This is a genomic window from Agarivorans sp. QJM3NY_30 (assembly GCF_050870855.2).
GTDB lineage: Bacteria > Pseudomonadota > Gammaproteobacteria > Enterobacterales > Celerinatantimonadaceae > Agarivorans.
On the sequence record NZ_CP194038.2, the window covers coordinates 3,955,026 to 3,979,809 of the forward strand.

The 24,784-nt window shown below is 44.6% G+C and carries 19 protein-coding genes; 9 read left to right on the plus strand and 10 right to left on the minus strand.

Annotation, left to right across the window (positions count from 1 at the left end):
- Window positions 1–992: 992 nt before the first annotated feature.
- The 3 genes from ACRRSX_RS17870 to ACRRSX_RS17880 form a co-directional block, all read right to left on the minus strand.
- A complete protein-coding gene (locus tag ACRRSX_RS17870) occupies window positions 993–1,499 on the minus strand; it encodes a hypothetical protein (protein ID WP_432451863.1) in 507 nt (168 codons plus the stop codon).
- A gap of 571 nt (window positions 1,500–2,070) precedes the next feature.
- Window positions 2,071–2,376: an outer membrane beta-barrel protein gene (locus ACRRSX_RS17875; protein ID WP_432469378.1), complete on the minus strand. Its 306-nt coding sequence runs from the start codon at window positions 2,374–2,376 to the stop codon at window positions 2,071–2,073.
- Window positions 2,377–2,474: 98 nt separating this feature from the next.
- Window positions 2,475–2,987, minus strand: a complete 513-nt coding sequence (locus ACRRSX_RS17880) for a hypothetical protein (protein WP_432451862.1) — start codon at window positions 2,985–2,987, stop codon at window positions 2,475–2,477.
- A gap of 228 nt (window positions 2,988–3,215) precedes the next feature.
- Between ACRRSX_RS17880 and ACRRSX_RS17885 the strand changes: the two genes are divergently transcribed.
- Both ACRRSX_RS17885 and ACRRSX_RS17890 read left to right on the plus strand, forming a co-directional pair.
- On the plus strand, window positions 3,216–4,097 hold the full coding sequence (locus tag ACRRSX_RS17885) for a site-specific integrase (protein WP_432451861.1): 882 nt from the start codon (window positions 3,216–3,218) through the stop codon (window positions 4,095–4,097).
- Window positions 4,098–4,099: 2 nt separating this feature from the next.
- Window positions 4,100–5,140 (plus strand): IS91 family transposase, encoded by a 1,041-nt coding sequence (locus tag ACRRSX_RS17890; RefSeq protein ID WP_432451860.1) that lies wholly within the window; start codon window positions 4,100–4,102, stop codon window positions 5,138–5,140.
- Window positions 5,141–5,396: 256 nt separating this feature from the next.
- Here the strand turns inward: ACRRSX_RS17890 and ACRRSX_RS17895 are convergent, their stop codons facing one another.
- The 3 genes from ACRRSX_RS17895 to ACRRSX_RS17905 all read right to left on the minus strand — a co-directional run bounded on the left by ACRRSX_RS17895 (window position 5,397) and on the right by ACRRSX_RS17905 (window position 8,205).
- Complete coding sequence (locus ACRRSX_RS17895) at window positions 5,397–6,005, minus strand: hypothetical protein (RefSeq protein WP_432451859.1); 609 nt, start codon at window positions 6,003–6,005, stop codon at window positions 5,397–5,399.
- Between the two features lie 519 nt (window positions 6,006–6,524).
- Entirely contained in the window at window positions 6,525–7,514 is a 990-nt protein-coding gene (locus ACRRSX_RS17900; RefSeq protein ID WP_432451858.1) for a transposase, read from the minus strand.
- Between the two features lie 88 nt (window positions 7,515–7,602).
- A complete protein-coding gene (locus ACRRSX_RS17905; RefSeq protein ID WP_432451857.1) occupies window positions 7,603–8,205 on the minus strand; it encodes a TnsA endonuclease N-terminal domain-containing protein in 603 nt (200 codons plus the stop codon).
- 473 nt (window positions 8,206–8,678) lie between these two features.
- Here ACRRSX_RS17905 and ACRRSX_RS17910 point away from each other — a divergent pair, with 473 nt between their 5' ends.
- The 6 genes from ACRRSX_RS17910 to ACRRSX_RS17935 are packed head-to-tail and all read left to right on the plus strand — an operon-like array spanning window position 8,679 to window position 17,253.
- Entirely contained in the window at window positions 8,679–8,876 is a 198-nt protein-coding gene (locus tag ACRRSX_RS17910; protein ID WP_432456143.1) for a helix-turn-helix domain-containing protein, read from the plus strand.
- 3 nt (window positions 8,877–8,879) lie between these two features.
- The gene (locus tag ACRRSX_RS17915) at window positions 8,880–9,815 is read left to right on the plus strand and encodes a restriction endonuclease (protein ID WP_432451856.1); all 936 of its coding nucleotides are present in this window, start codon (window positions 8,880–8,882) and stop codon (window positions 9,813–9,815) included.
- A gap of 14 nt (window positions 9,816–9,829) precedes the next feature.
- Window positions 9,830–11,554, plus strand: coding sequence for an N-6 DNA methylase (locus tag ACRRSX_RS17920; protein WP_432451855.1), 1,725 nt, complete (start codon window positions 9,830–9,832; stop codon window positions 11,552–11,554).
- A complete protein-coding gene (locus ACRRSX_RS17925; RefSeq protein WP_432451854.1) occupies window positions 11,544–12,854 on the plus strand; it encodes a restriction endonuclease subunit S in 1,311 nt (436 codons plus the stop codon). Before ACRRSX_RS17920 ends, ACRRSX_RS17925 begins: the two co-directional genes overlap by 11 nt.
- Window positions 12,851–14,092: an FRG domain-containing protein gene (locus tag ACRRSX_RS17930; RefSeq protein ID WP_408674225.1), complete on the plus strand. Its 1,242-nt coding sequence runs from the start codon at window positions 12,851–12,853 to the stop codon at window positions 14,090–14,092. The genes ACRRSX_RS17925 and ACRRSX_RS17930 overlap by 4 nt, the downstream gene beginning before the upstream one ends.
- Entirely contained in the window at window positions 14,089–17,253 is a 3,165-nt protein-coding gene (locus ACRRSX_RS17935; RefSeq protein ID WP_432451853.1) for a type I restriction endonuclease subunit R, read from the plus strand. Before ACRRSX_RS17930 ends, ACRRSX_RS17935 begins: the two co-directional genes overlap by 4 nt.
- Before the next feature lie 131 nt (window positions 17,254–17,384).
- Here ACRRSX_RS17935 and gcvP read toward each other — a convergent pair whose 3' ends face one another.
- From gcvP to ACRRSX_RS17955, 4 genes are all read right to left on the minus strand, one after another.
- Window positions 17,385–20,270, minus strand: a complete 2,886-nt coding sequence (gcvP, locus tag ACRRSX_RS17940) for an aminomethyl-transferring glycine dehydrogenase (RefSeq protein WP_432451852.1) — start codon at window positions 20,268–20,270, stop codon at window positions 17,385–17,387.
- Window positions 20,271–20,379: 109 nt separating this feature from the next.
- Window positions 20,380–20,772, minus strand: coding sequence for a glycine cleavage system protein GcvH (gene gcvH / locus ACRRSX_RS17945; RefSeq protein ID WP_432451851.1), 393 nt, complete (start codon window positions 20,770–20,772; stop codon window positions 20,380–20,382).
- 65 nt (window positions 20,773–20,837) lie between these two features.
- Window positions 20,838–21,929 carry a glycine cleavage system aminomethyltransferase GcvT gene (gene gcvT / locus ACRRSX_RS17950; protein ID WP_432451850.1) on the minus strand — a complete coding sequence of 364 codons (1,092 nt, stop codon included), beginning with the start codon at window positions 21,927–21,929 and terminating at the stop codon, window positions 20,838–20,840.
- Between the two features lie 653 nt (window positions 21,930–22,582).
- Window positions 22,583–23,476 (minus strand): LysR family transcriptional regulator, encoded by an 894-nt coding sequence (locus tag ACRRSX_RS17955; protein ID WP_432451849.1) that lies wholly within the window; start codon window positions 23,474–23,476, stop codon window positions 22,583–22,585.
- A 178-nt stretch (window positions 23,477–23,654) separates the two neighbouring features.
- Here ACRRSX_RS17955 and ACRRSX_RS17960 point away from each other — a divergent pair, with 178 nt between their 5' ends.
- On the plus strand, window positions 23,655–24,782 hold the full coding sequence (locus ACRRSX_RS17960; RefSeq protein ID WP_432451848.1) for an efflux RND transporter periplasmic adaptor subunit: 1,128 nt from the start codon (window positions 23,655–23,657) through the stop codon (window positions 24,780–24,782).
- Window positions 24,783–24,784: the final 2 nt, after the last annotated feature.

Here is a 24,784-nt window from a genome sequence, read left to right on the forward strand (position 1 = left end):
TCACTAGCAAATGCTTTAATAGATTCTAGGTCTGACCAATAGCTAATTTGCTATTGTTATCGTTCCTCATCCAGCTTTCCCTCGACGAGCTCAGCAAAAAACTTATGCCAGCCATAAGAAGGCTTTCATCTATACCTGTAAACCTTGCATTTTAGCTGGTTGAGTTTTTCATCTTTATTCTATGAATCACGCCTCTGGGCTTAGAGCTTTGGGACTGGATAGCTTAAGGAGTTTACTCACCAGAACGATGAGCAAATTTGTGTGCAACTCAGGGTCAGGTTTTGCTTTTAGCCACTATCTTGCTTACCCGAGAATAAAGCGGCTTTCTCGCCTCCCTCATAGACAAACCGCCGATATTTGTTAACGACCCGTTTCCTCTGCTTTCCAAAGAGCAATTAAGTCTAATCATTATCCTGCCACCATAAAAAACAGCCTAAGTAAAACTTGAGCTACTGTAAGCAAAAAACAAGACCTGAACCCATTACTCCCTCAAGAGAAAGAGCCTTGGTTGATTGCTACGTCATTAAGCCTCTAGCAGGTTACACCGAAAGCTGTAGAGAAATTTACGCCACTCGGATGCAAATTGAAGAAGTTTTAAAAATGTAACAACTGGGCTGGGAATGAACCCATCTAGAACCCAAGACATAAGGTGGCTTAGAATGTTACTCAGGATTGCCGCTCTCACCCATCTTATACTTCACTGGTCTAGCGTTGAAAGCTGCGGGCAAACACTATCGTTATCTGGCTAATTCAATTGAGCATCGCAACGTTCTCTATACCCCCTATAACTTGCTCAATAAACGACCAAGATACAAGACTCAGATTAAACAACGCTCACTAGCCTAAAGCCTTAGATACGCTAAAGATACGCTAAAGATACTCTACACGAGCCCAGCTAAATACGGGACTGAAAAAGCATGAGTATATTCGAGGAACATCAGGCCCTCCCTCCTTTTATTCCAAGCAGCAATATCTTGGGCTCGTTGAATTGCCTACGTTTTGTTTTCGCTTGTTTTGCGTATTATCTGTGGGACAAATCTTTCACTAAAGCCTGCGACAAATGACCAGAAAAACAATTTGGCTATATCTTCACCTGTTTTGGGGTAAGTCAAAGATATCCATTGGTAAAAATCATTTGCGTTAGAAATATTGAATTTGTTCGGATATTCTGGGAATAATTCACCTTGAATTATATTACCGATAAACATCAGCATAAGAACTAACGCAAATATTCCACCATTTATCGGGATCAGTGTTATAGATACCCAAGAGGTTGATAATGTCTTTAACTCTTGCAATTTTATTTTCGGTAGTCGCTGTTGAATGCTCACAAAGCCGCCTAACAGCCCAGAGGCAAACACTAATGTGACTAGGTATGACCTCTTATCATCATGTAATCCATACAAGCCAATCGCTAATATAAGCAAAATTAACCCAGTGAAAGATACTAACCTCTTTGTTACTGCTTGAAGATGTTCTTGACGTTCTAAATCTTCCATATGTTACTCCTTCAACATGATGAAGACAGACATAAAAAACCAGACATAATGATCCCGGTGAAAGTCTCAATCTTCTGCATTAAACGAGGTTTAGCCGAACTAGAGACACACCATAAGATGCAAGTCTTAATATAAGGGAAGAGGAGCCAATACGTCATGCTTACATCCCCACCATCCATCATTCACTATAATCAATATATCTAGAGAATTTGAGATATTCAGCAGGGTTGGAAGATTTATAAGGGGATCCATGAATAAAGCGGCTTTCTCACTTCCCTCATAGACAAACTGCCGATATTTTTTAACGACCCGTTTCCGCTGTTTTCCAAAGAGCAATCGGGTCTAATCATCCGATATTCTAGTTTAGACAGCCATGCTAACTATCGAATAAGCATCAGTCGATGTTATCAACTCAAATCTGTAGTTGGGGTGGCTGTCTAGTTATCTTCGTCTTCTCTTTTCATTTTTAGTTAAGAGAGCAAGGCGCTAAAGGGTGCAGATATTTATAGTTACTCTGCCCCTTTTATTGCAACTGAAAGTGTCCAATTTGGGTTAACTAAAACAGAATGACTTAAAATGACACGCTTAAGCCGATATTGGCGGTATTGATGTCAACATCCTTAAGTCCCAAGCGCTGTATGCCAACATGCATCGCTGTTCTCTGATTGAAATGATATTGCCAACCAGCCTGCACGGTATAACCAATACCATCCTTATCGGTAGATGGGCCCGATTTAGGGTCCATTTTTACTTCATTGGCATTGATTCCGGCAGAGAGATAAAGCTCATGGTTTTGTGCGAGAGGATAGTATCCTACGGCACTCAGAGAGATAGCTTTGTAGTCAATATCTCGCTCTGAAGTGGTCGTCTTACCAATATCTGGTAAGGCCTGAGAATCCTAGACATTTTCTAGGAGCTCAAACAACAGGTGTTTAAATCCTTAACTTGTAGTTGGAAAGAAGCTTGCTATACCTGCTATATCGGTCTAACAAATTGTGAAATTCCTATGCCAAAAGAGACTATGAGCAGAAATAGACCTTTATATAGATAGTCTTTAGATTTACTTTGAGTAATCCAATCATCTACTATGTAAAAATCTGCAATGGCTTTAACTTGACTCTGTCCCTTAGCCCTAGCATGTACAACCTTTTTGGGAGATCCTCCAAAAGTTGCCACCGTATTCATAACAATTAAATCAGGCTTAGAGTACCTTAGCCAAGGTACTTTAGTGGAAAGCACTTCCGACAGTTTATTAAAGCCTTCATCAGAAGGTCTGAGTACACTATAACTGTTATCCCCAACGCTATTTACATCATAGGAATGAAGGGTTACAACAGCGCTTTTGACATCACCCCATTCAGATGTTGCGTCGGCAATACCTCCAAGAAGACCATCGTTTCCCATTGCCATAACAAGGCTCGCAATTAAGCCAATTAGCGCAGACCAAAACCCACTCTTATTTTCTATTTCAAATCCAGCTACTTCCATTGTGCCTCTCTAGCTGTAATGCCCTGTTAAGGTGTGAGCAACGCAATGCAGAAGCTGCCGCAGACGCCTTAATCACTAAACACAATGCAAAGCAAAAATGCCAAGCGTTGCGAATCACTCTTAAACAGCTTGTTGAACGAAGCCGCTCTGCGGCAGAGTGCATAGCACCTGATATCTCATACTCAATGTGACACGGCCAATCGGTCGTGATGAACCGGAGTATGCAGCATGAACCCTACCCAACAACATCGTTATCATGTTTTATATAAACAACACCTTACCAATTTAACCTTACAAGGGAAACGACCAGCCACCATTGATGCGTACTCGCGTGCGGTACGTCGGATTTCTGCCCACTTTGACCGCTCCCCCGATACCTTAAGCACCGCTGATTTAAAGGCCTATTTTGCTCAACTCATTAGCAGCCATTCTTGGAGCACCGTGAAGCTAGACCGCAATGGCTTGCAATTTTTTTATCGCTACACCCTCGAGAAACAATGGCAGTGGTTAAACATTGTGAAGCCTCCTCAAGTGAAGCGCTTACCCGATATCTTAAGCCCTGCGCAAGTCGGCTTCGTGATTAGCATGACGTCGCAACCCCGCTATCAAGTCTTCTTCTTGGTGTTGTATTCCATGGGGCTGCGCTTGAGCGAGGGCTTACACTTAAGCATTCATGATATTGATAGTCAGGCCATGCAAATCCATGTGCGGGATGCTAAAGGCGGCAAAGACCGCTTCGTGCCCATGCCGCGTCGCACCCTTCAGGTTTTACGTCACCATTGGCAAAGCCATCGCCATGCTCGTCTGCTGTTTCCACGCCAAGGTAAACAGGTGGATGTGCCTATGGATAAAGGCGGCGTACAAAAAGCCTTGAAGCGGGTATTGCGCGATTGCGGTATTCATAAACCTATTAGCCCGCATTCGCTGCGCCATTGTTATGCCACCCATCTGCTTGAACAAGGCTTGGATTTACGCTCCTTGCAACACTTGCTGGGACACGCCAGTTTAAATACCACTGCACGTTATACCCAGTTGACCCAAGTGAAGCAATTAGATGCCGTAAAGGCAGTGAATAAACTCACTGACTCTCTCACACTCATGTGGCCGTAACCATGAGCACCTTTATTGATTTACTTCACCAACATGAGGCCGAGCTTGCACCGCTTTTAAGGGCGGATGCTAAACGGGCAATGTATGCCATGCTGCGTTGTAAAACTGAGCAACAAGGTCACAGCCTTTGGCAGTGTGAACATTGCCCGCATCAAGACCAATTGACGCTGTCTTGCGGCCATAGGCATTGCCCCCAGTGCCAACACCATTGCACCACTGGCTGGTTAACTCGCCAACAACACAAGCTGCTACCCACGACTTACTTTATGGTGACCTTCACCCTGCCTCATGAGCTAAGGGCTTTAGCCCGAGTGCAGCCTAAAGCCTTATACCAAATCATGTTCAAGGTGGTATCAAGCCTGTTAAAGGACTTTGCCAAACGCCAGAACCAGGGGGAATTAGGGTTTACCGCCGTACTGCATACCCATAGCCGCCAGCGTAACCTGCATCCCCACTTACATGTATTGGTGGCCGGTGGGCGCTATCACCGTGCGAAGCAGCAGTGGCATCACTGCAACAAGAAGTACTTGTTTAACGCCTTTGCGCTGGCCAAGGTATGGCGAGGGAGAATGCTAGATGCGCTCAATCAACACCCAAACATCAAGTTGCCCCCGCATATCCCCACCAAATGGGTGGTCGATTGTCGCAACGTAGGTTTTGGGCTGCCCGCGCTACAGTACTTATCTCGCTACTTGTATCGCGGGATCTTATCCGATAACGACATCATCAGTACCAATAACGACCAAGTGAGTTTTAGGTATCTAGATAGCCAAAGCCACACCACCAAAATCCGCACCTTGCCTACCTTAAGGTTCTTAAGGCTTATCTTGGCGCATGTATTGCCCAAGGGATTACAGCGGGTGAGAGATTATGGTTTTTTACGGGGCAACGCCAAACACATATTGCGGCGCATTCAGTTACTCCTGCGAGTGCCGCAACGCGTGAACCTCGCCGCGCTCCAAACCGACAAGCACAGCGCGACCCGGCCATGCCCTTGCTGCCAGCACCCCATGCACTGCACAGGCGTGAGTCGAACGAGCTAGCCGAAAGGCGAACAGGATAAGGAGAATGGCAGGGCTTAACATGAGGATGAATACATAAAAAAAATAACAGCTTAGCATCATGTATGACAGGTAAAGGCTTAACGCCATTCACCCAGTCTTAGCCAAACTCGCCTTGTAAAAAGTAACAAGGCCTTGGCCCCGCCAACATCAATACCGTTATTTACTATAGAAGGGAGCATCGGGCTTGTTCAACACCCGAATAAGGTGGCGGCTACGCGACACCTATTCTTATTTGTTATATAACTGATGCGAAAGCCTTTTCAAGAACTTCTTCTACGCTACCTGCATGACAACTAATTGCTCCAGTAACATAATGAGAGTGTCCATTTTCAACTTCAAATTCATAGGAACTAGCAAAATCCAAATACTCATCCCCAGAGAGCTCAACACCTTTGTTTTCCAAGTACTCATAAACTTTAACCATGAAATTAAACATACATGGATTAACGTTTACGACGTCACCATACCAACCTAAAACAGACTTAATTACGATTTCTTCATCAAAACGGTACTTGCTAGGAATAGTTGAAATTGCTTCTTCTACAAGGTTGGTTGGGACTAGGCATAAATAAAGCAGATCAGTTGTAATTGGAGGAAGTTCTTGAACGGGAATAATACGTAATTCATTCACCAATTCTTCTTGATGGTGGAAAAGGTTTCTAAGCGCTTTTAACGCGATGAACTCCTGTATATCATAAAGGCTGCCCAACTTTGCCTTCCCCAATTTGTCATTGAGACTATGAACTGCATTTAACAGGTTGAATAGTGTGTCCAAACTTGGGTTGACACAATGCGCTTGATACAATCTAAAAACTCTTTCGCTTGCAGGAATTACAGCTTTCATTTTTTCCAAAATTTAATTAGTTACATAACAGCTTATAAGAAGAAAAATTCTTTATTTAAACATTGTATTCTTCTTATCATACAATTGATAAAATAGATTATCACCTTTATTAAACTACATCAGCGGCCTATTTCTAAAAATAACAAAAACATCAACATAAAAGAATTCAGCCTTTGTGGAAAGGAGGAATTGCAAATCACTTGTTTGTATTCGGCTCTTCACCGAATGTAGTGGAAACACTTTCAACAAACATTAATGAGCGAGATAATAAGTAAACGTTCATTAATACCTCGCGACTACTAAATATTTAGACAGCCATACTAACTATCCAATGAGCATCAGTCGATGTCATCAACTCAAATCAACTTTGAAGAGCCAACTTGTTCTTAAACACCTTACATACTGGGGCGTTAATCAAAGCTTTAGTCAATGCGAAGCGATTCATGAGGGCGAAAAACGTAGTGATTCGAGATATGCTAAATACCTACTCAGTCGACAAAAAATCAGACTATAAATTACTTACCCAGCATCAAGCCAGCGTTTAGCTGCTGCCATGCCTTTAATTCGCTGTTGCTTATGCTGGTGTTTGTAACGTTCTAGCGAGTGACCAGCCCCAACCACACTGGCGAAGTGATGCTCTAAACCCGTGCTTAAGGCTAACCAGCTTTCTTCATCGATTTGTAAGCGCTGTAAAATGGGCGCTTGTGCATCATCGATATAACCACGTTTATCTTCTCTGATAACTCGACAGGTAAGTTCCACCAGTTGCAGGTAGTCTTGTAACTCGAAAGGCAAGCCTTTAGGCATGGTTTCTCTGGGGTTACCGACAAAAGGCATTAGCGGCTTGGGTTGCTGACCTTGTTTGGCTTGCTGAATGCGCTGTTTGATACTGGTGTGGTCCGAGGTTTCAGGCGTACTTGCCATATTTGAGCGAACCGGGTTTAAATCCACATAGGCCATACAGGCGGCAAGTGCTGCTTCATCGAGTAAGGCTTGTGATTTAAAACGGCCTTCCCAAAAGCGCCCAGTGCATTGGTCTTCTTTATTGGCGGCTCGAGCAATATGTTCATTTAAATGGCGCATAAACCAGCTTAAATCAAAGAGTCGAGTCCGATACACTTCGGCGGTGGCGTGAATGGCCTGTAGTTGCACCTCACTTAACTTTGGACGTAACTCAGAATTGAGATACATTTGAGTCAGTAAGGTGCCTTGGTGCAAAATATGCCAGCGCTCTAAGACTTCATCCATGGACCAGGCTTCGGCTTTGGCCTTATCGATGTGCAATACCACATGAGTGTGATTACTCATAACAGCATAAGCACAGACATCAATGGCAAAAACCGCAGTAAGTTGCAGCAAATAGTCTTCCACCCACTGGCGACGGTGCTCATAGCTTTTACCACTTTGCTTGTCTTCGCCACATAAAAAAGCCCGCCGAACACAGCGGGAAACACAATGATAGTAAGGCGTATCCGATAAGCTCACTTGCGACTGTCTTGACCGAGGCATGGCAATAACTCCAAAAAAACACTATTGATAGTTTAGATTATTACTGGCATTTGGCTAGTTTGGGTGGATGTCTAATTATCTGGGACTTTTACACCCGCAAAGACCTCTCCGACTTGGCCCTTGTAAGACCGTAAGCAGGGTGGATGTCTAATCTATCTTTGGAAACATGAGCATCAGTGATGAGCTCAAATCGGGTTCCTTCTTCCTCATGGTACCTGCGCTCCAGTTCCAGCTTTTCGAACGTTCGATTCAGAGATACCGGATGCCTCGACTCAAAGTCCAGTGAGCTCATCGGCTTATAGGACTTGGCAACTTTGATGATCTGCTTGCTTTGCGGATCGTATTGCCTGACCACTAAATCGGTGGACAGCACATAGGCTTCACCATCCTTATCGGTCGGATAGCGAATGCCCATTTCGGAGGCGATGCGGATAGCCCTTTCCAGGTTCCACAACGGAAACTGCTCGAAATAATCAAGCGTTGACGGCAATGCTTCAAAGCGAACGCCTGAACGGTATTCACCATCAGACAGGAAGTGGTGGTTTATTCTCGTTTTAACACCACGCAAAAAATGCCTGCGAGTACCCTTCGGACCACTCCACACCTTGATGATGGCCTCATAATTGCCTTTCGCTAGTTCGTTAAGCCAGTCGTGAATAATCTGGCTTGCCTTGGTAACTTTGACTCTCATCGACTTTCTGAAACCGTCCAAGAGCCAGTTTCTAGAAAGCTATTTCTCTCTTTTCCAGTGGCTAAGGCAAAGCCTCTAATCGAGGCACTCAGATAACCGACATGAGCGATTGGGTACGAGTCTTTTGAGAGGCTAAAAGCAACTTGTGGAGAGGGCTTGCACATTGACTAATTCCTGTTCACTAAAAACGGCTTTATACCATCAAAGAACAGAAAACGGCAGTCTATAAAAACACCTAACCGTATGATATAATTAAAGAATATATTATTTAGAAAATTCAATTAATGTCACTAATGAAGGTTTCTGCCACCGCCTTAAAAACACTCTTTTTTGCCACAATTTCTAAGCCTTTGACCTTCCTAACAATCTCATTTTTGATCTGGCTGCATACTATTGAAGTTATTACTAAAATGTCATTGAGGTTTCCGCAATTTTCTCATACTCTCGTTTTGTTCTATGAGAGAAAAAATTTAATGACTGACAAAATTTTAACCATTCAGGAGGTGGCTTCGTACCTCAAACTGAATGAAAAAACAGCTTACAGACTCGCAAGCAAGGGAGAACTTCCGATGTTTAAAGTTGGTGGAAGTTGGCGTTGTACACGGGTCGATTTAGAAGCATGGATTGAAGAGCAGAAAGCTAGCCCTCAAGCTGGCGAGAAGAAACGATAAGGAATGTCTTTGATCCCCAACTATCAACAATTTATGCGTCCCTTCTTAGAAGTTGCCCACGCCGCCAATGGCGAAGTGCGTCTGCGTGATGTGATTAACCAGATAGCAGACAAGTTCGCACTTTCAGAAGAAGAACGGGAAGAAAAGCTCCCCAGTGGTAGACAGCCCATCTTGGACAACCGAGTTGGTTGGGCAAGAACTTACCTAACCAAAGCAGGCCTTCTTGAGGTAACTCGCAGAGCTCACTTTGTGATCACAGAGCGCGGTATTCAAGCCCTTAAAGAGACCGATTCAGAAATCGATAACAGCTACCTGACGCAGTTTGATGAGTTCATCGCTTTCAAAGAGCAAAAGAACAGTGAATCAAACGAAAGCTCAAAGACTCCTGTTAAAACAGAGCATGATACCGATGAAGACGTCACCCCCGATGAAGCATTACGGGCGGCCTACAAAAAGATTAACGACGCGCTTTCTGAAGAGATGCTGGAGCGCACGCGCAAGGTCACTCCCGCCTTCTTTGAAACCCTACTAATTGAGCTGCTCCTAGCCATGGGCTACGGCGGTAGCGGAGAAGGTGCAGCCCATGCATTAGGTAAAACTGGCGACAATGGTGTTGATGGTGTTATTGACCAAGATCCATTAGGAGTTGATCAAATCTATATCCAAGCCAAACGTTATGCCGAGGGCAATAACGTAAGTGCTGGTGACATCCGAGACTTCTTTGGAGCGCTAAATCTTAAAAAAGCGCAGAAAGGTATTTTTATTACTACCTCAGATTTCACCACATCAGCTATCGAGACAGCACAAAACTTAGGTACTCGCATTGTACTTATCAATGGCACTGAATTAGCCAAGCTCATGCTGCGATACAACATCGGCAGTCGAGACGAGCAGGTATTGCACCTGAAGAAAATAGACGAAGAATTTTTTGAGAATTAATAACGAGACCACACATGAATAATGCAGAACAGCAATTTTTAAAAGAACTAGACATTAAACTTTGGTCAGCAGCTGATAAATTGCGTAATAACCTTGATGCCGCCAACTACAAACACGTTGTGCTTGGTATCATCTTCTTAAAGTATGTGTCAGACGCATTTGAAGAGCGCCAACAAGAGTTACGTCACTTGTTCACTCAGGACGATAGCGACGACAATATTTACTTCATGCCTCGTGAAGATTACGACTCTGATGAAGAATACAACGATGCAGTTAATGCGGAATTAGAGCTGCACGAATACTACCAAGAGAAAAACGTTTTCTGGGTGCCAAAACAGTCACGCTGGGAGTTTCTTAAAAGCACCGCAGCAAGATCCATAGGTGATGACATTGAGTTAGAGAATGGAGAAACATTCAAGCTTACCTCTATATCCAAGTTAATCGACAATGCCTTAGAAGCCATCGAAACCTATAAAATCGACGACAAGCTTGCCAACCCCAAGCTAAAAGGGGTTCTGCCTCGCATCAGTCGTTATGAGGTAGACAATCACAACCTGACTGAACTCATTAATAAGTTCTCTGATACCAGCTTCCGCAACCCTGAATACAACGGCGAAAAGCTCGATCTACACAGTAAAGACATTTTGGGTCATGTTTATGAGTACTTTCTAGGGCAATTTGCGTTAGCCGAAGGCAAACAAGGCGGCCAATATTATACGCCCAAAAGTATCGTTACCCTGATCGTTGAAATGCTACAGCCTTATCAAGGCCGAGTTTATGACCCTGCAATGGGCGCGGGTGGCTTCTTTGTTAGTAACGACAAGTTTATTGAAGCTCATGCGGCGGATAAACATTACAACGCTAGCGAACAGCGCAAACATATCTCCGTTTATGGACAAGAGAGCAACCCGACTACTTGGAAGTTGGCCGCCATGAACATGGCTATTCGTGGTATCGATTTTAACTTTGGCAAAAAGAATGCTGATACTTTCCTTGAGCCCTTGCATCAAGATATACGAATGGACTACGTGATGGCTAATCCGCCGTTTAATATCAAAGATTGGTGGCACGCCAAATTAGAGGGCGATATCCGCTGGAAATATGGCACACCGCCGCAAGGCAATGCCAACTATGGCTGGATACAGCATATGCTGTACCAACTAAAAGAAACTGGGTCCATGGGTCTTCTATTAGCTAATGGTTCCATGAGCTCGAATACCAACAACGAAGGTGAAATCCGCAAAGCGTTGATTGAGGATGATAAAGTCGAATGTATGGTTGCTTTACCAGGGCAGCTATTCACCAACACGCAAATTCCAGCCTGTATTTGGTTTTTAACCAAATACAAAAAAGGCGGGAATGGTAAGCGTGATCGTCGGGGTGAAACTCTGTTTATTGATGCGCGTAACCTCGGTTTTATGAAAGACCGCGTACTGCGCGACTTTACCAGCGATGATATTGCTAAAATTGCCAATGTTTTTCACGCTTGGCAATCTGGTACTGACTATCAGGACGAAAAAGGCTTTTGCTTCAGCGCCAAACTTGAAGACATGCAAAAGCATGATTATTTATTAACGCCCGGCCGCTATGTCGGTGCAGCCGATGCAGAGGAAGATAGTGAGCCTTTCCCTGAAAAAATGCAGCGATTAACCGCGCAATTAAAATCTCAGTTTGAAGAATCTGACCGAAGAGAGAAGGCGATTAAGGAAAATCTAGCGGGGATTGGTTATGAGTTCTAATTGGCCATTGCATTCTTTGTCAGATTTTATCAATGTAAAACATGGATTTGCATTTAAAGGTGAGTTTTTCAAGGTTGAACGCACAACTGATTTATTGGTGACTCCTGGCAATTTTGCTATAGGCGGTGGCTTCAAGTCAGATAAATTTAAATTTTACAAAGGTCCTGTGCCAGAAGATTACGTCCTTAGTGAAGGGGAGCTGATCGTTACGATGACGGATCTAAGTAAGCAAGCTGACACGCTAGGGTATTCAGCGTTAGTACCGAAAATAGGCAAATGTCGATTGTTGCATAATCAACGCGTTGGGCTAGTAGAATTCAAAAATGATGAGTTAGATAAAACTTATCTATATTTCTTACTTCGTAGTAAAGAATACCGGCATCATGTTGTTAGTACAGCAACGGGATCAACAGTTAAACATTCTTCGCCTACAAAAATTTTATCTTTTGCGTTCAGAAAGCCACCTAAAGATATTCAAATAGATATTGGTAAGAAGTTAATTGCGTTAGAAGAAAAAATTGAAAACAACACCCAAACCAATCAAACCCTAGAACAAATCGCACAAGCGCTCTTCAAAAGCTGGTTTGTCGATTTTGATCCAGTCAAAGCCAAGATGAATGGCGAGCTACCAGAGGGTATGGATGATGCCACTGCCTCGCTATTCCCAGAAAAGCTCGTTGAGTCTGAGTTGGGTTTGATTCCTGAAGGTTGGGAGGTTGGTGCTCTATCTGACTTGATGGACTTCAATCCAAAGAGAATTCTTAAAAAAGGCACAATTGCACCTTATTTGGATATGAAAAATATGCCAACTTCTGGTCATCTTGCGTTAGATATTTATGACCGTGAAATGGGAAGCGGAACAAAATTCATGAACGGTGACTCACTGTTGGCACGTATCACACCATGTTTAGAAAATGGTAAAAGTGCATATGTTGATTTCCTTGAAGATGAACAAGTTGGCTGGGGTTCTACTGAATATATCGTGATGAGATCGAAGTTAGATAGCTATAAGTATTTCAGTTATTACATGGCTCGATTTGAACCTTTTAGAAAGTTTGCTATTCAAAGTATGACTGGTACAAGTGGGCGTCAAAGAGCACAAGCCAAAACAGTCGAAACAATGCCGTTTGCTCTCCCTCCGATTTCAATCTTGGAAAAGTTTGATGAGTTTGTTGCTCCAAATATGCAGATGATTAAGAGCCACGGTAGTGAGAATCGAACTCTTGCTGCCTTGCGCGATACGCTACTTCCTAAATTGCTTTCCGGCGAAATCAATTTAACGAGTGAGGTTGTTGCATGACAACTTCAACTTCTTATTGGGATAAAATACCCCTCTGGAATAGTGAAAATCCAGAGTACAGTTTTGAGATTACCTCTGACGCATTTAGTGGCCGTATTCCGGTTACACGTTTAGAGCATTGGCGCGACTTTTCCTCTGTGCTGGAAAGCCCGTTTTTTAATCGTGTTGATACTCAATGTATTTTTCGTGGACATCGACGTTTTGATTGGGAAATGACGCCAACGCTCGCGCGGGTTACTCAAAACGGCATTGTTACCGAAGACATTGCCAAACGCCAGCTGGAGATGTTTCGCAAGGCCATACGCGGCAGAATTTCTGACCACTCGTTGCTTGATGATGAAGACGAACGTGAGCACGACGAGCTTTGGTCAATCGGCCAACATCATGGTTTGATGACTCCGCTATTGGATTGGACCTACTCGCCCTATGTTGCGTTATTTTTTGCTTTTGCCAAAGAAGACCAGCAAGACGAAAAAGACAATCCTTATCGTGCCGTTTATATCCTAAATAAAAGCTTTATATCAGATGATGAACTTTGCCCGGATATTCGTGTATTTGAGCCGAAAAAAGACGATCACGGCCGCTTGGTTAGCCAAGCCGGGCTTTTTACCTTTTCGCCTTATGACGCCACGATTGAAAACAAGTTAACCGAAGTGTTAACCGATGAAGACTTTCCAGATGACGAACTAAAAACAGCGGCTGAAGGAGAGCAACCAGGCATTCTCGCTAAATATATCTGCAAGGTGTACATCAAAAACGAAGAGCAGCAAGAGTGCTTGAAGCATCTAAGGCGCATGAATGTTCACCATGCTAGCTTGTTCCCCGATTTAATTGGTGCGGCTGATTATTGCAATATTTTTATGGCAGAGATTGAGCGTGATAAGGCCTTGCAGAAACAGCACGCTGAGCCCGTGCAAGAATTTGCAACTGAAGACACGTCACAACCTGCGCAACCGGCATTACCACAGGGTCAAAATGCTGGCTCTATCCTCGAATTACTGAAGTCCACACCTGAAAGCCAAGAAGTGGAGCCTAACCGTATTCAGTTGATTGCGGATGAGCTGAATAAATACCTTTCAAAATCCATGGTTGTGGATTGGCAAGCCCGCGACACGGTGCAAGCGGAAATGAAAAATGCCACCCGCGTGTTATTGCGTAAGTATGGTTACCCCGTTAATGCGAGAGATACCATCGTCGAGAATATTTTGGAAGTTGTTGGTGGAGGGAGTGACCAATGAACGAAGAACAACTAGAAAACCTCTGCTTAGACTGGTTCCATGAAGGTGGCTGGGATGTTTTGCATGGCCCTGATATTGCGCCAGATAGCGAGAGCCCACTACGAAATGACTACGCGCAAGTGGTATTGGGTGAGCAACTTCGATCGGCATTTAAAACGATCAATAAGCACCTACCAGCGGCACAGATAGATCATTGCTTCGAGCAGTTTAAAGCCATTGTTTTAAAGCCTGAAAGCTTGGATTTAATCACCAATAACCGCGCATTTCATCGGTTGTTATTGGAAGGAGTCCCTGTTGAATACAAAAATGACGATGGTGAACCAATTGCAGATCATGCTTTTATCATTGATTTCGATAACCTAAACAACAACACGTTTTCAGTTGTAAATCAGTTCACGATCACTGGTACTAAACAGCCACGCAGACCTGATATCATTTGTTTTATCAATGGATTGCCTATTGCTGTTCTTGAGCTCAAGAGCCCAAGCGATGAAAATGCCGATATTTGGGATGCCTTTAATCAACTGCAAACCTATAAAGATGAAATTTCTGATCTGTTTGTTTTCAATGAGGCGTTAGTCGTTAGTGATGGTTACACCGCTCGGGTAGGCTCTCTCACTGCCAACCAAGAGCGTTTTATGCCTTGGCGCACCATTAAAACTGAAGATGATAAACCGCTACTGGAGTGGCAACTAGAAACCATGGTGCGGGGCTTCTTTGATCGTGAATTGCTGCTGGATTACATACGATTTTTCGTCTTGTTTGAGACCGACGGCGAGATCATTATTAAAAAGATTGCTGGTTACCACCAGTTTCATGCAGTGCGTGAAGCGGTAAAGGCCACGGTAATTGCGGCACAGCAAATGGATGGCGTAAGTGAAAAACGGGCAACATATGCTGATGAAGTAATACCTGGTAGTAAAAAAGCCGGTGTGGTCTGGCATACTCAAGGTAGTGGCAAAAGTATTTCAATGTGTTGCTATGCCGGTATGTTGCTTCAGCAAAAGGCCATGAATAACCCAACACTGATTGTCGTTACCGACCGCAATGATCTAGATGGCCAGCTCTATGCCACATTTTGCAATGCAGTAGAGCTCTTGAAGCAAACACCTGCTCAAGCATCTGACAGAGATGCATTGAGGCAGTTATTAGCTGAAAGAGAGTCTGGTGGCATCATTTTTACGACAGTTCAAAAGTTTGCGCTGCTTGACGACGAGAAACATCATCCAATTCTCAATGACCGTCACAATATTGTTGTTATCTCGGATGAAGCACACCGTAGCCAGTATGGTCTCAAAGCGACACTAAGTGCGGATGGCCAATATAAGTTTGGTTATGCTAAGCATATGCGCGATGCGCTGCCGTTTGCTTCTTTTATTGGTTTTACTGGCACACCCATTTCACAAGAAGACAAAGACACTCGCGCTGTATTTGGTGGTTATGTGTCCATCTACGACATTCAAGATGCAGTAGATGATGGTGCAACCGTTCCTATTTATTATGAGTCACGCTTGGCAAAGCTTGATTTGAACCACGCTGAAATCGCCGAGTTGTCCGATCAAGTAGATGAAGTGGTCGAGGACGAAGAGGACGTCAGCAACCGTGAGAAAACCAAGGGCGAATGGAGCCGTCTTGAAAAGCTTGTTGGTGCGACTCCTCGCTTAAGCCAGGTTGCAGTGGACCTGATCGAGCACTTTGAGACACGCAATGCCACCATGGATGGAAAAGCCATGATCGTTGCCATGAGCCGTGATATCTGTGCGCACCTCTACAATGAGATTGTTGCACAGCGCCCCGAATGGCATTCGGATGATCCTGAAAAAGGGGCTATTAAGATTGTTATGACAGGGTCAGCTTCGGATAAGCCACTTCTGCAACCCCATATCTATAATAAAAAAACGAAAAAACGCTTAGAGAAGCGCTTTAAGGATCTCAACGACCCACTGAAATTAGTCATTGTAAGGGATATGTGGTTAACAGGGTTTGATGCGCCATGTTGTCACACCATGTACGTAGATAAGCCAATGAAAGGCCATAACTTGATGCAGGCAATTGCTCGGGTTAACCGCGTGTTTAAAAACAAGCCTGGCGGTCTAGTTGTTGATTACATCGGTATAGCTAATGAACTTAAGCAAGCACTAAAAACTTATACGGACTCAAAAGGGAAAGGGGAGCCGACGCTCAATGCAGAAGAAGCTTTTTCAATCCTTTTAGAAAAAATAGATGCTATCCGTGGCATGTTCGGTAAAACGCCAAAATCTGATGGTTTCGACATTTCGGGCTATGAAACAGAAGCGCATAAACTATTGGTGCCTGCCGCCAACTATGTGCTCGGCTTAGAGGATGGTAAAAAGCGTTTCTTAGACTTAGTGTTGGCAGCGACGAAATCTTACTCATTATGCAGTACTTTGGATGAGGCTAAAGAGTTAAGGAAAGAAATTGCCTTTTACTCAGCCATTAAGGCCGCTATCAGCAAGTTTACCAGCGTTGATAAAAAGCGTACTCAGGAAGAAAAGAACTCGGCACTGAAACAGATTCTTGATAACGCAGTGATCGCCGAAGGCGTTGCTGACGTGTTTGCACTTTGTGGCTTGGACAAGCCTAATATTGGCTTGCTATCAGATGAGTTTTTAGAAGACGTGCGACAGATGCCAGAGCGCAATTTAGCTGTTGAGTTACTTGAAAAACTACTTAAGGACGACATTAAAGCGAAAACACGCAATAACGTGGTGCAAGAGAAAAAATTCGCTGAACGCTTGCAAGAAACACTTAGGAAGTACAATAACCGAGCCATTGAAACGGCGCAGGTGATTGAAGAACTGATTCAAATGGCGAAAGAGTTTCAGGAAGAAATGATGCGCGAGGCTGAGCTGGGCTTAAATCCAGATGAAATCGCGTTTTATGATGCTCTAGCCAACAACGAAAGCGCAGTACGTGAGCTTGGCGATGAGATCCTTAAAAAGATTGCCGTCGAAATTACTGACAAACTCAGAAAATCGACCACGGTTGACTGGCAAGTTCGTGACAGTGTTCGTGCTAGATTAAAAATACTCGTGCGCCGCACTTTACAACGCTGGAAATATCCACCTGACAAAGCCGCTGAAGCTGTCGAGCTTGTGTTAAAGCAAGCAGAGTCATTGTCAAACTCTTGGACTAGCTAGCCAGAAGAGAAAAAGCGAACCTACCGGTTCGCTTTTTCAGTCTAAAACTCAGAAGTTAACCAACTTCATTAAGATAACCATCTTCATTAAATCGTTAACCAACTTAATTAATGATCCCCATCAATGATCATCTACTCCTGGTACGCTTCCATCGGCAAGCAGGCACAGAACAAATTCCGGTCGCCATATACATCGTCGATACGATTGACCGTTGGCCAGAACTTGTTTTGCTTCACTGCCGCGCTAGGGAATACCGCCAGCTCGCGGCTGTAGCAGTGTGGCCATTCGGCATCGGTAATGTCATCCAAGGTATGTGGTGCAAATACCAGCGGGTTGTCTTGCAGCGTCCACTCTCCGGTTTCTACCTTGGCTATTTCACCGCGAATGGCTAACATTGCGTCAACAAAACGGTCAATTTCGGCTAGCGATTCTGATTCAGTTGGCTCAACCATCAGCGTACCCGCAACTGGGAAACTCATGGTAGGTGCGTGGAAGCCGTAGTCGTTGAGGCGTTTGGCCACGTCCATTTCGGTGATACCAGTCGCTTCTTTAAGGGGCCGCATATCAATAATACATTCGTGCGCAACCCAGCCATTTTTACCGCTATATAAGATAGGAAAGGCTTGACTTAAACGGCTGGCAAGATAGTTCGCGTTTAAGATGGCAATCTCTGAGGATTGACGTAAGCCTTGGTTGCCCAACATGGCCACGTACATCCAGCTAATCGGCAAAATAGACGCGCTACCGTAAGGAGCTGCCGCAACGGCCGCATTGGCATGACTAACTTTACCATTGCTCACAACCCTGTGGCCTGCCACGAACGGTGCTAAATGCGCTTTCACCCCAATCGGGCCCATACCGGGGCCGCCACCACCATGCGGAATGGCAAAGGTTTTATGTAGATTAAGGTGGCTTACATCTGAGCCAATCGAGCCTGGTGAAGTTAACCCAACTTGGGCGTTCATATTGGCGCCATCCATATATACCTGACCACCGTTGTCATGAATAATGTCACAAATTTCTTTAATCGATTCTTCATAAACGCCATGGGTACTTGGATAGGTGATCATGATGCAAGATAACTGCTCGGCTAGCTCGCTGGCTTTACTACGCAGGTCACCCATATCTACATTACCCAGTTTATCACAGGCAACCACCACCACTTTTAAGCCCGCCATATGGGCCGAGGCTGGATTGGTTCCATGGGCCGAACTGGGGATTAAACAAATATTACGGTGATGATCACCACGGCTGGCGTGATATTTTTGAATCGCTAACAAACCTGCATATTCACCTTGCGCACCCGAGTTTGGTTGCATACAAATTGAATCGTAACCAGTGATGTTAACTAACCAATCTTCTAGTTGGCTAATCATGGCATGGTAGCCCTGCGCCTGTTCACTTGGGCAGAAAGGGTGCATGCTGGAGAATTCTGGCCAAGTCACTGGGATCATCTCGGCAGTTGCGTTGAGTTTCATCGTGCATGAACCCAGCGAAATCATCGAGTGATTAAGCGCCAAATCTTTACTCTCTAACTTGCGAATATAGCGCAATACATCGGTTTCACTGCGGTAACGATTAAAAACCTCGTGATCTAAAATTGGCGTATCGCGTAACAAGGTTTGTGGAATGCAAGTCTCCCCCTTCACAACCACATCTAAACGCGCCGCATCCAAGCCGTGGCCTTCGCCCAACAATACGCTGAATAGATCATTCACATCGGCAGCGGTCGTGGTTTCATCAAGGCTTAAAGCAACTCGGCCCTCCAGATCCATGCGCAAGTTAATGCCCAAGGCTTCACTGCGGGCTTTAATTAACTGTTTATCGGCCACCGGAATACACAGCGTATCAAAATACTGAGCATGCTCAGGGCTGAGACCTTTAGCCTCGAGGCCGTGAGCTAAAATAGCCGTTAAACGATGGATCCGTTGGGCTATGGTGCGCAGGCCATCAGGGCCATGGAACACCGCGTAGAATGAAGCCATATTGGCGAGTAAGACCTGCGCGGTACAAATGTTTGAGTTAGCTTTTTCACGGCGAATGTGTTGCTCTCGGGTTTGCAGCGCCATGCGCAACGCAGGCTTGCCTCGGCGATCTTTAGAAACCCCAATAATTCGTCCGGGAAGCGAGCGTTTATAGGCATCACGGGTGGCAAAAAATGCCGCATGCGGGCCACCGTAACCCATGGGTACGCCAAAGCGTTGAGCACAACCCAGCACCACGTCAGCCCCCATCGCGCCAGGTGATTTAAGCATCACCAAGGCCATAATATCGGCGGCCACTGCAACAATGCCCTTATCAGCGTGAACTTGCCCGATCAGCTCGCTTAAGTCACGCACTCGACCACTGGTGCCTGGATATTGCAGCAGCGCACCAAATATATTGTGTTCCACTACACTTTCGGCGGGACCAACTTCAGTATCGAAACCGAAGAAATCGGCTCGCTCTTGAACTACGTCGATAGTTTGCGGATGCACATCATCGGCAATGAAAAATAAATTAGATTTTTTGTTTTTAGACACCCGCTTCGCTAACGCCATCGCTTCGGCAGCAGCAGTGGCTTCGTCGAGTAATGAAGCACTGGCTAACTCCATCCCTGTGAGGTCGAGGCTTAACTGCTGAAAATTGAGTAACGCTTCTAAACGGCCTTGAGCAATCTCGGGCTGATAAGGCGTATAAGCGGTATACCAACCAGGATTTTCAAATACATTACGCAAAATCACATGCGGCACATGGGTATTGTGATACCCCATCCCGATGTAGCTACGATACAGCTTATTTTGCTTGGCTAAGTCACGCAGGGCACTTAAAGCCTGCTGTTCAGTTTGGCTCTCTCCAATGTTTAGACCTTGGCTAAGGCGAATCTGCGCCGGCACCGTCTGCTCGATCAGTTGTTCAACCGAATTTAGCCCTAGTTGCTGCAACATGGTGGCCACTTCGGCTTGGTCGGGGCCTATGTGGCGGCGAATGAAGTCTTGGTTTTGCTCTAATTCATTTAACGGCAAAGACGGGTTCATTGAAGTATTCCTGTATAACTGAAATAAAGTGTGTTTGCGTTTAGTGGTATTTAAATTCTTTTAGATAAAAAAAGCGCCCCGACTAGCGGAGCGCATCATTTACCTGATTTTATTCATCTTCTTCGATGGTCAAGGCGTAGTCTTCGGCCGACATTAATTCGTCAAGCTCGCTTGAGTCGCTGCATTTCACTTTGAACATCCAACCGTCGCCGTAAGCATCACTGTTCACCAATTCTGGCGAGTCTTCTAAATCTTCGTTAATTGCCACAACTTCACCACTGATTGGCGCGTAAATATCAGAAGCCGCTTTCACCGACTCGGCAACCGCACAATCGTCTCCCGCATCAATATCGTCACCCACGTCGGGCAAATCAACAAAGACCATATCACCCAAAAGTTCTTGAGCATGCTCACTAATACCAATAGTGTAAACACCCTCACCTTCATCACGAACCCACTCATGGGTGCTTGCGTAGCGTAAATCGGCTGGGATAGTAGCCATAATTCTTTTCCTCTAGGTTGCTAATTTAAGGGTTAATTCAAAGTAAAAATCAGTGCTCAGCGAAGCTAAACTTTGGCGCCATTACGTACAAATACAGGTTTTACTACTTTCACTTTAACCTGTTTTTTGCGCATTTCCACTAAGGCTTCATCAACCTCACAATTGGCGATCCGTGCTAAAGCAATACTGACGCCTAAAGTCGGCGAAAATGTACCGCTAGTGATCACCCCAGGGAGCGCTTCGCCAAATTCGTTGACCACCGTCACTTGTTGCCCGGCACGCATTACGCCTTTGCTTTCCATCAACAAACCAACCAGCTTATCGCTGCCTTCGATTCGTTGCGCTTCTAATGCTGCGCGGCCAATAAAATCCCGGTCTTCTGGTTGCCAAGCAATGGTCCAAGCCATATTCGCGGCTAACGGCGAAATGCTCTCGTCCATATCCTGACCATATAGATTCATGCCTGCTTCTAGACGCAAGGTATCGCGCGCACCCAAACCGCAAGGTTTCACGCCTTGTGCTTGCAGCGCCTTCCAAAGAGAAACCGCTTTATCTTGTGGTACCACAATTTCGTAGCCTTGCTCACCGGTATAACCAGTGGTGGCAATAAATAAATCACCGGCTTGCACTCCAAAGAAAGGCTTCATACCTTCTACAGCAAGGTTTTGCTCGTTATCCAATACCGCCGCGGTGAGTTGCTTGGCTTGCGGGCCTTGCACTGCAATCATCGCCAGCTCTGGTCGCTCAATAATACTCACTTGATAGTCGGCCGCTTGTTGATTGATCCAAGCCAGATCTTTTTCACGAGTGGCTGAATTCACCACTAAACGGTAGTCGGTTTCACTGAAATAATAGGTAATGAGGTCGTCAATAACCCCCCCTTCATGGTTCAGCATTCCACCATATAAGGCCTTGCCTTTCACGGTGAGCTTAGCCACGTCATTGGCCAACAGTTTACGTAGAAAGGCTTGTGCTTGTTGACCCTGAATATCAACAATAGTCATGTGTGATACATCAAACATGCCTGCGGTTTGGCGCACCGCATGATGCTCTTCAATTTGCGAGCCGTAGTTGATAGGCATTTCCCAGCCATGAAAATCAACTAATTTTGCACCTGCATCGAGATGCGCTTGGTGAAGAACCGTTTGCTGTGTCATCTGCTATTCTCTTTATCATAAGGTAGAGAAGGAAAAACCCTTCTGCCAATGCAGAACGATTATAGCGACAACGATGCGACTGTAAAATGACAATCCCAAATAGAGCTAATAGATAAGTTGAACAATTCACTTACATAAGCACAACAAGACGCTGACAACAAACCTGTCAAAACGCCAAAAAACAGTATTAATAGCTAGTATTTCTGGGTAAGCATCGAACTTAACGCCAATTTAAACTGAGAAAATCAATTTTCTCCACCATATTTATTTTTCACCCCACCCCGCCATTGATTAGATAAACTAATCCACTTTAAAAAATTGAATAAAAATATTTCAACAATTAACGTTCAAAAAACCAGCAGCGTAGCGCCTGATTGACAAGTAAAGCTTAAAATAAATGAGTTTGCTAAGACTAAGCCGTAAAACGGCAAGATGAAACCAAGCGCAAATGAGCTCAACATGGCGCTGCGCAGGAGACTGTGATTCAACCAAAGAAGCGAGCAGTTACACTAAAAGCCGATAGCAAACAGCCAACTCGTTGAGTCGACTCTTTCAAGCTGAATTTTTTCACAAAAGGTCGCGGTAAACTTTCCAAGGCTTCGCATCAAATGGTCCTGCACAAACAAGACCGTATATCACAAAACAAAAACCAGTTATTCGATGGATAGCTTATTAATCTCATGATAGAGAAAATCAATTAAAGCTCTGGCTGCCCGAGACAAACTGCTACGGTTTGGGTATACCAGCCAACCAGTGCTAACAATCGAATTGGTCTCGGGTAACAAATGAACTAAGAGCCCCTCTTCTACCTCAGGCTTTACCAGATGATTCGGTTGACACACCACGCCTTGGTGTTTAATACAAGCATGAGTCACCAAGGCGATATCATTCACAATCAGTCGCCCCTTCGCTTCAAAAAACTTTCCCTTAGATAAAGGAAATTGTTTTGCCAATTTACCATTTGGCATCCGCTGGATAATAAATTGGTGCTGCTTCAATTCTTCTTCACTGCGCGGATGACCGTACTTTGTTAAGTATTCAGAGCTGGCGTAATAACCCATGGAGATGGTTTGCAACGCACGCGCCATTAAACTCGAATCTTCCAAACGATCACCAATGCGCAGTGCAACATCGATATTATGCTCAATTAAATTTCGCTCATCGGCGCTAGTGATAATCTCCAGATGCACCTTAGGATGAAGCTCCATAAATTCAAAAATAATATTTTCAAATACACTGATACCGGGTAGCGGTAGTAACTGCAAACGCAAATGACCACTCAATTCATAGGACTCGTGCACCATGTCTTCAATCGTTGATTCAAGCTCAATAATGATCGGCTTGGTCCGCTGATAAAACTGCCGTCCATTCTCAGATAACGCAATCGAGCGCTGATGGCGATGAAATAGTTTCACCTTTAATTCAGTTTCAAGATTTTTTAGTCGACGGCTAAGATTAGATTTCGGTAAATCAAGCAACTCTGAGGCTTTGGTTAAATTTCCCGAATCCACAATAAAGTGAAATAACTTAATGTCTTCTGTTTTCATGGCGGTATTTTCTCTCGCGTCTAATAACAATTTCAGCTAGAAGCCCTGTAGCTCTAGATGAGCCTAACACTTAAGTTTCACATTTCAGAACACAAAGTTACAAATAGTCATGTTTTTTGTGAAAGATAAACTCTCTATACTCGGCTTTTATTATATAAAACAGATCTCAAGGAAAAATATGTTCAATCACACTCCTTATCAGATTGTCATGGCGGTATTTATATCCACTTTGATTTCCGGATGCGACTTTTCAGCCCAAGCAGAAACCAAAGCCATAGTGAAACCGCGCCCGGTTAAATTAATCGATATTGACCAATCGATCCCGCCAAAGCAACGCAGTTTTCCAGGCAAAGTCTATGCGAGCCAACAGGCTGAGTTGGCGTTTCGAATTAGCGGCGAGTTAACTCAGCTTAATTTAATTGAAGGGCAAAAGGTTCAGCAAGGCGAAGTGCTCTCGCAATTAGACAAACGTGATGCAAGTAACGCGCTGCTCAATGCTGAAGCAAATTTTGAACTGGCTCAAGCCGACTTTAAACGAAAGAAAGCTTTGTTAACCCGCAAACTGATTTCGCCCGCCGACGTTGACAGTGCGAGTGCCAGTTTAAAATCGGCCGACGCTAACTTACGTAGTAGCCGCGACCAGCTGGCCTATACCACGATATATGCGCCATTTTCTGGTGTAGTTGCCAAGGTACATACCGACAACTATCAAATGGTTCAGCCAAATCAAGCGATTGTGACACTGCAAAACACCGATACTTTCGAGCTAAAAATTCAGCTTCCAGAATCCATGTTACTCAGTTTACAAAACCATGCGGCGCTGGAGCAAATTCAAGCCTATGCACAGTTCGACAACTTACTTGGTGGACAAGCCATTCCTGTCCACTATAAAGAACACAGTAGCCTTGCCTCGCAAGGGACTCAAACCTATGAGACAACCTTTATCCTCAAGGCACCAGAGCAAATGCGTTTGATACCCGGCATGAGTACTTCGGTCGCGATTAACATGCCTGCTGCTTCTGCTGAAAGCAACCCAATTGCTATTTTGCCGCTCACGGCGCTGGTTCGCGATAGCGATACAATTACTCAAGCCGCTGAAGGCCAACCATTAAGCGCATCGGTTTGGGTTTACCAGCCCGATGCGCAATCACTTAAACTGACTCCAGTTTTACTCGGGAAAATTCGCGCCGATGGCATTGAGATCTTATCTGGTCTCAATCAAGGTGACCGAGTGGTTGCCAGCGGAGTCAACGCGCTCACAGGTAAAGAGTTAATCAAACCACTGCATTGGGTTAGAGGAGTTTAACC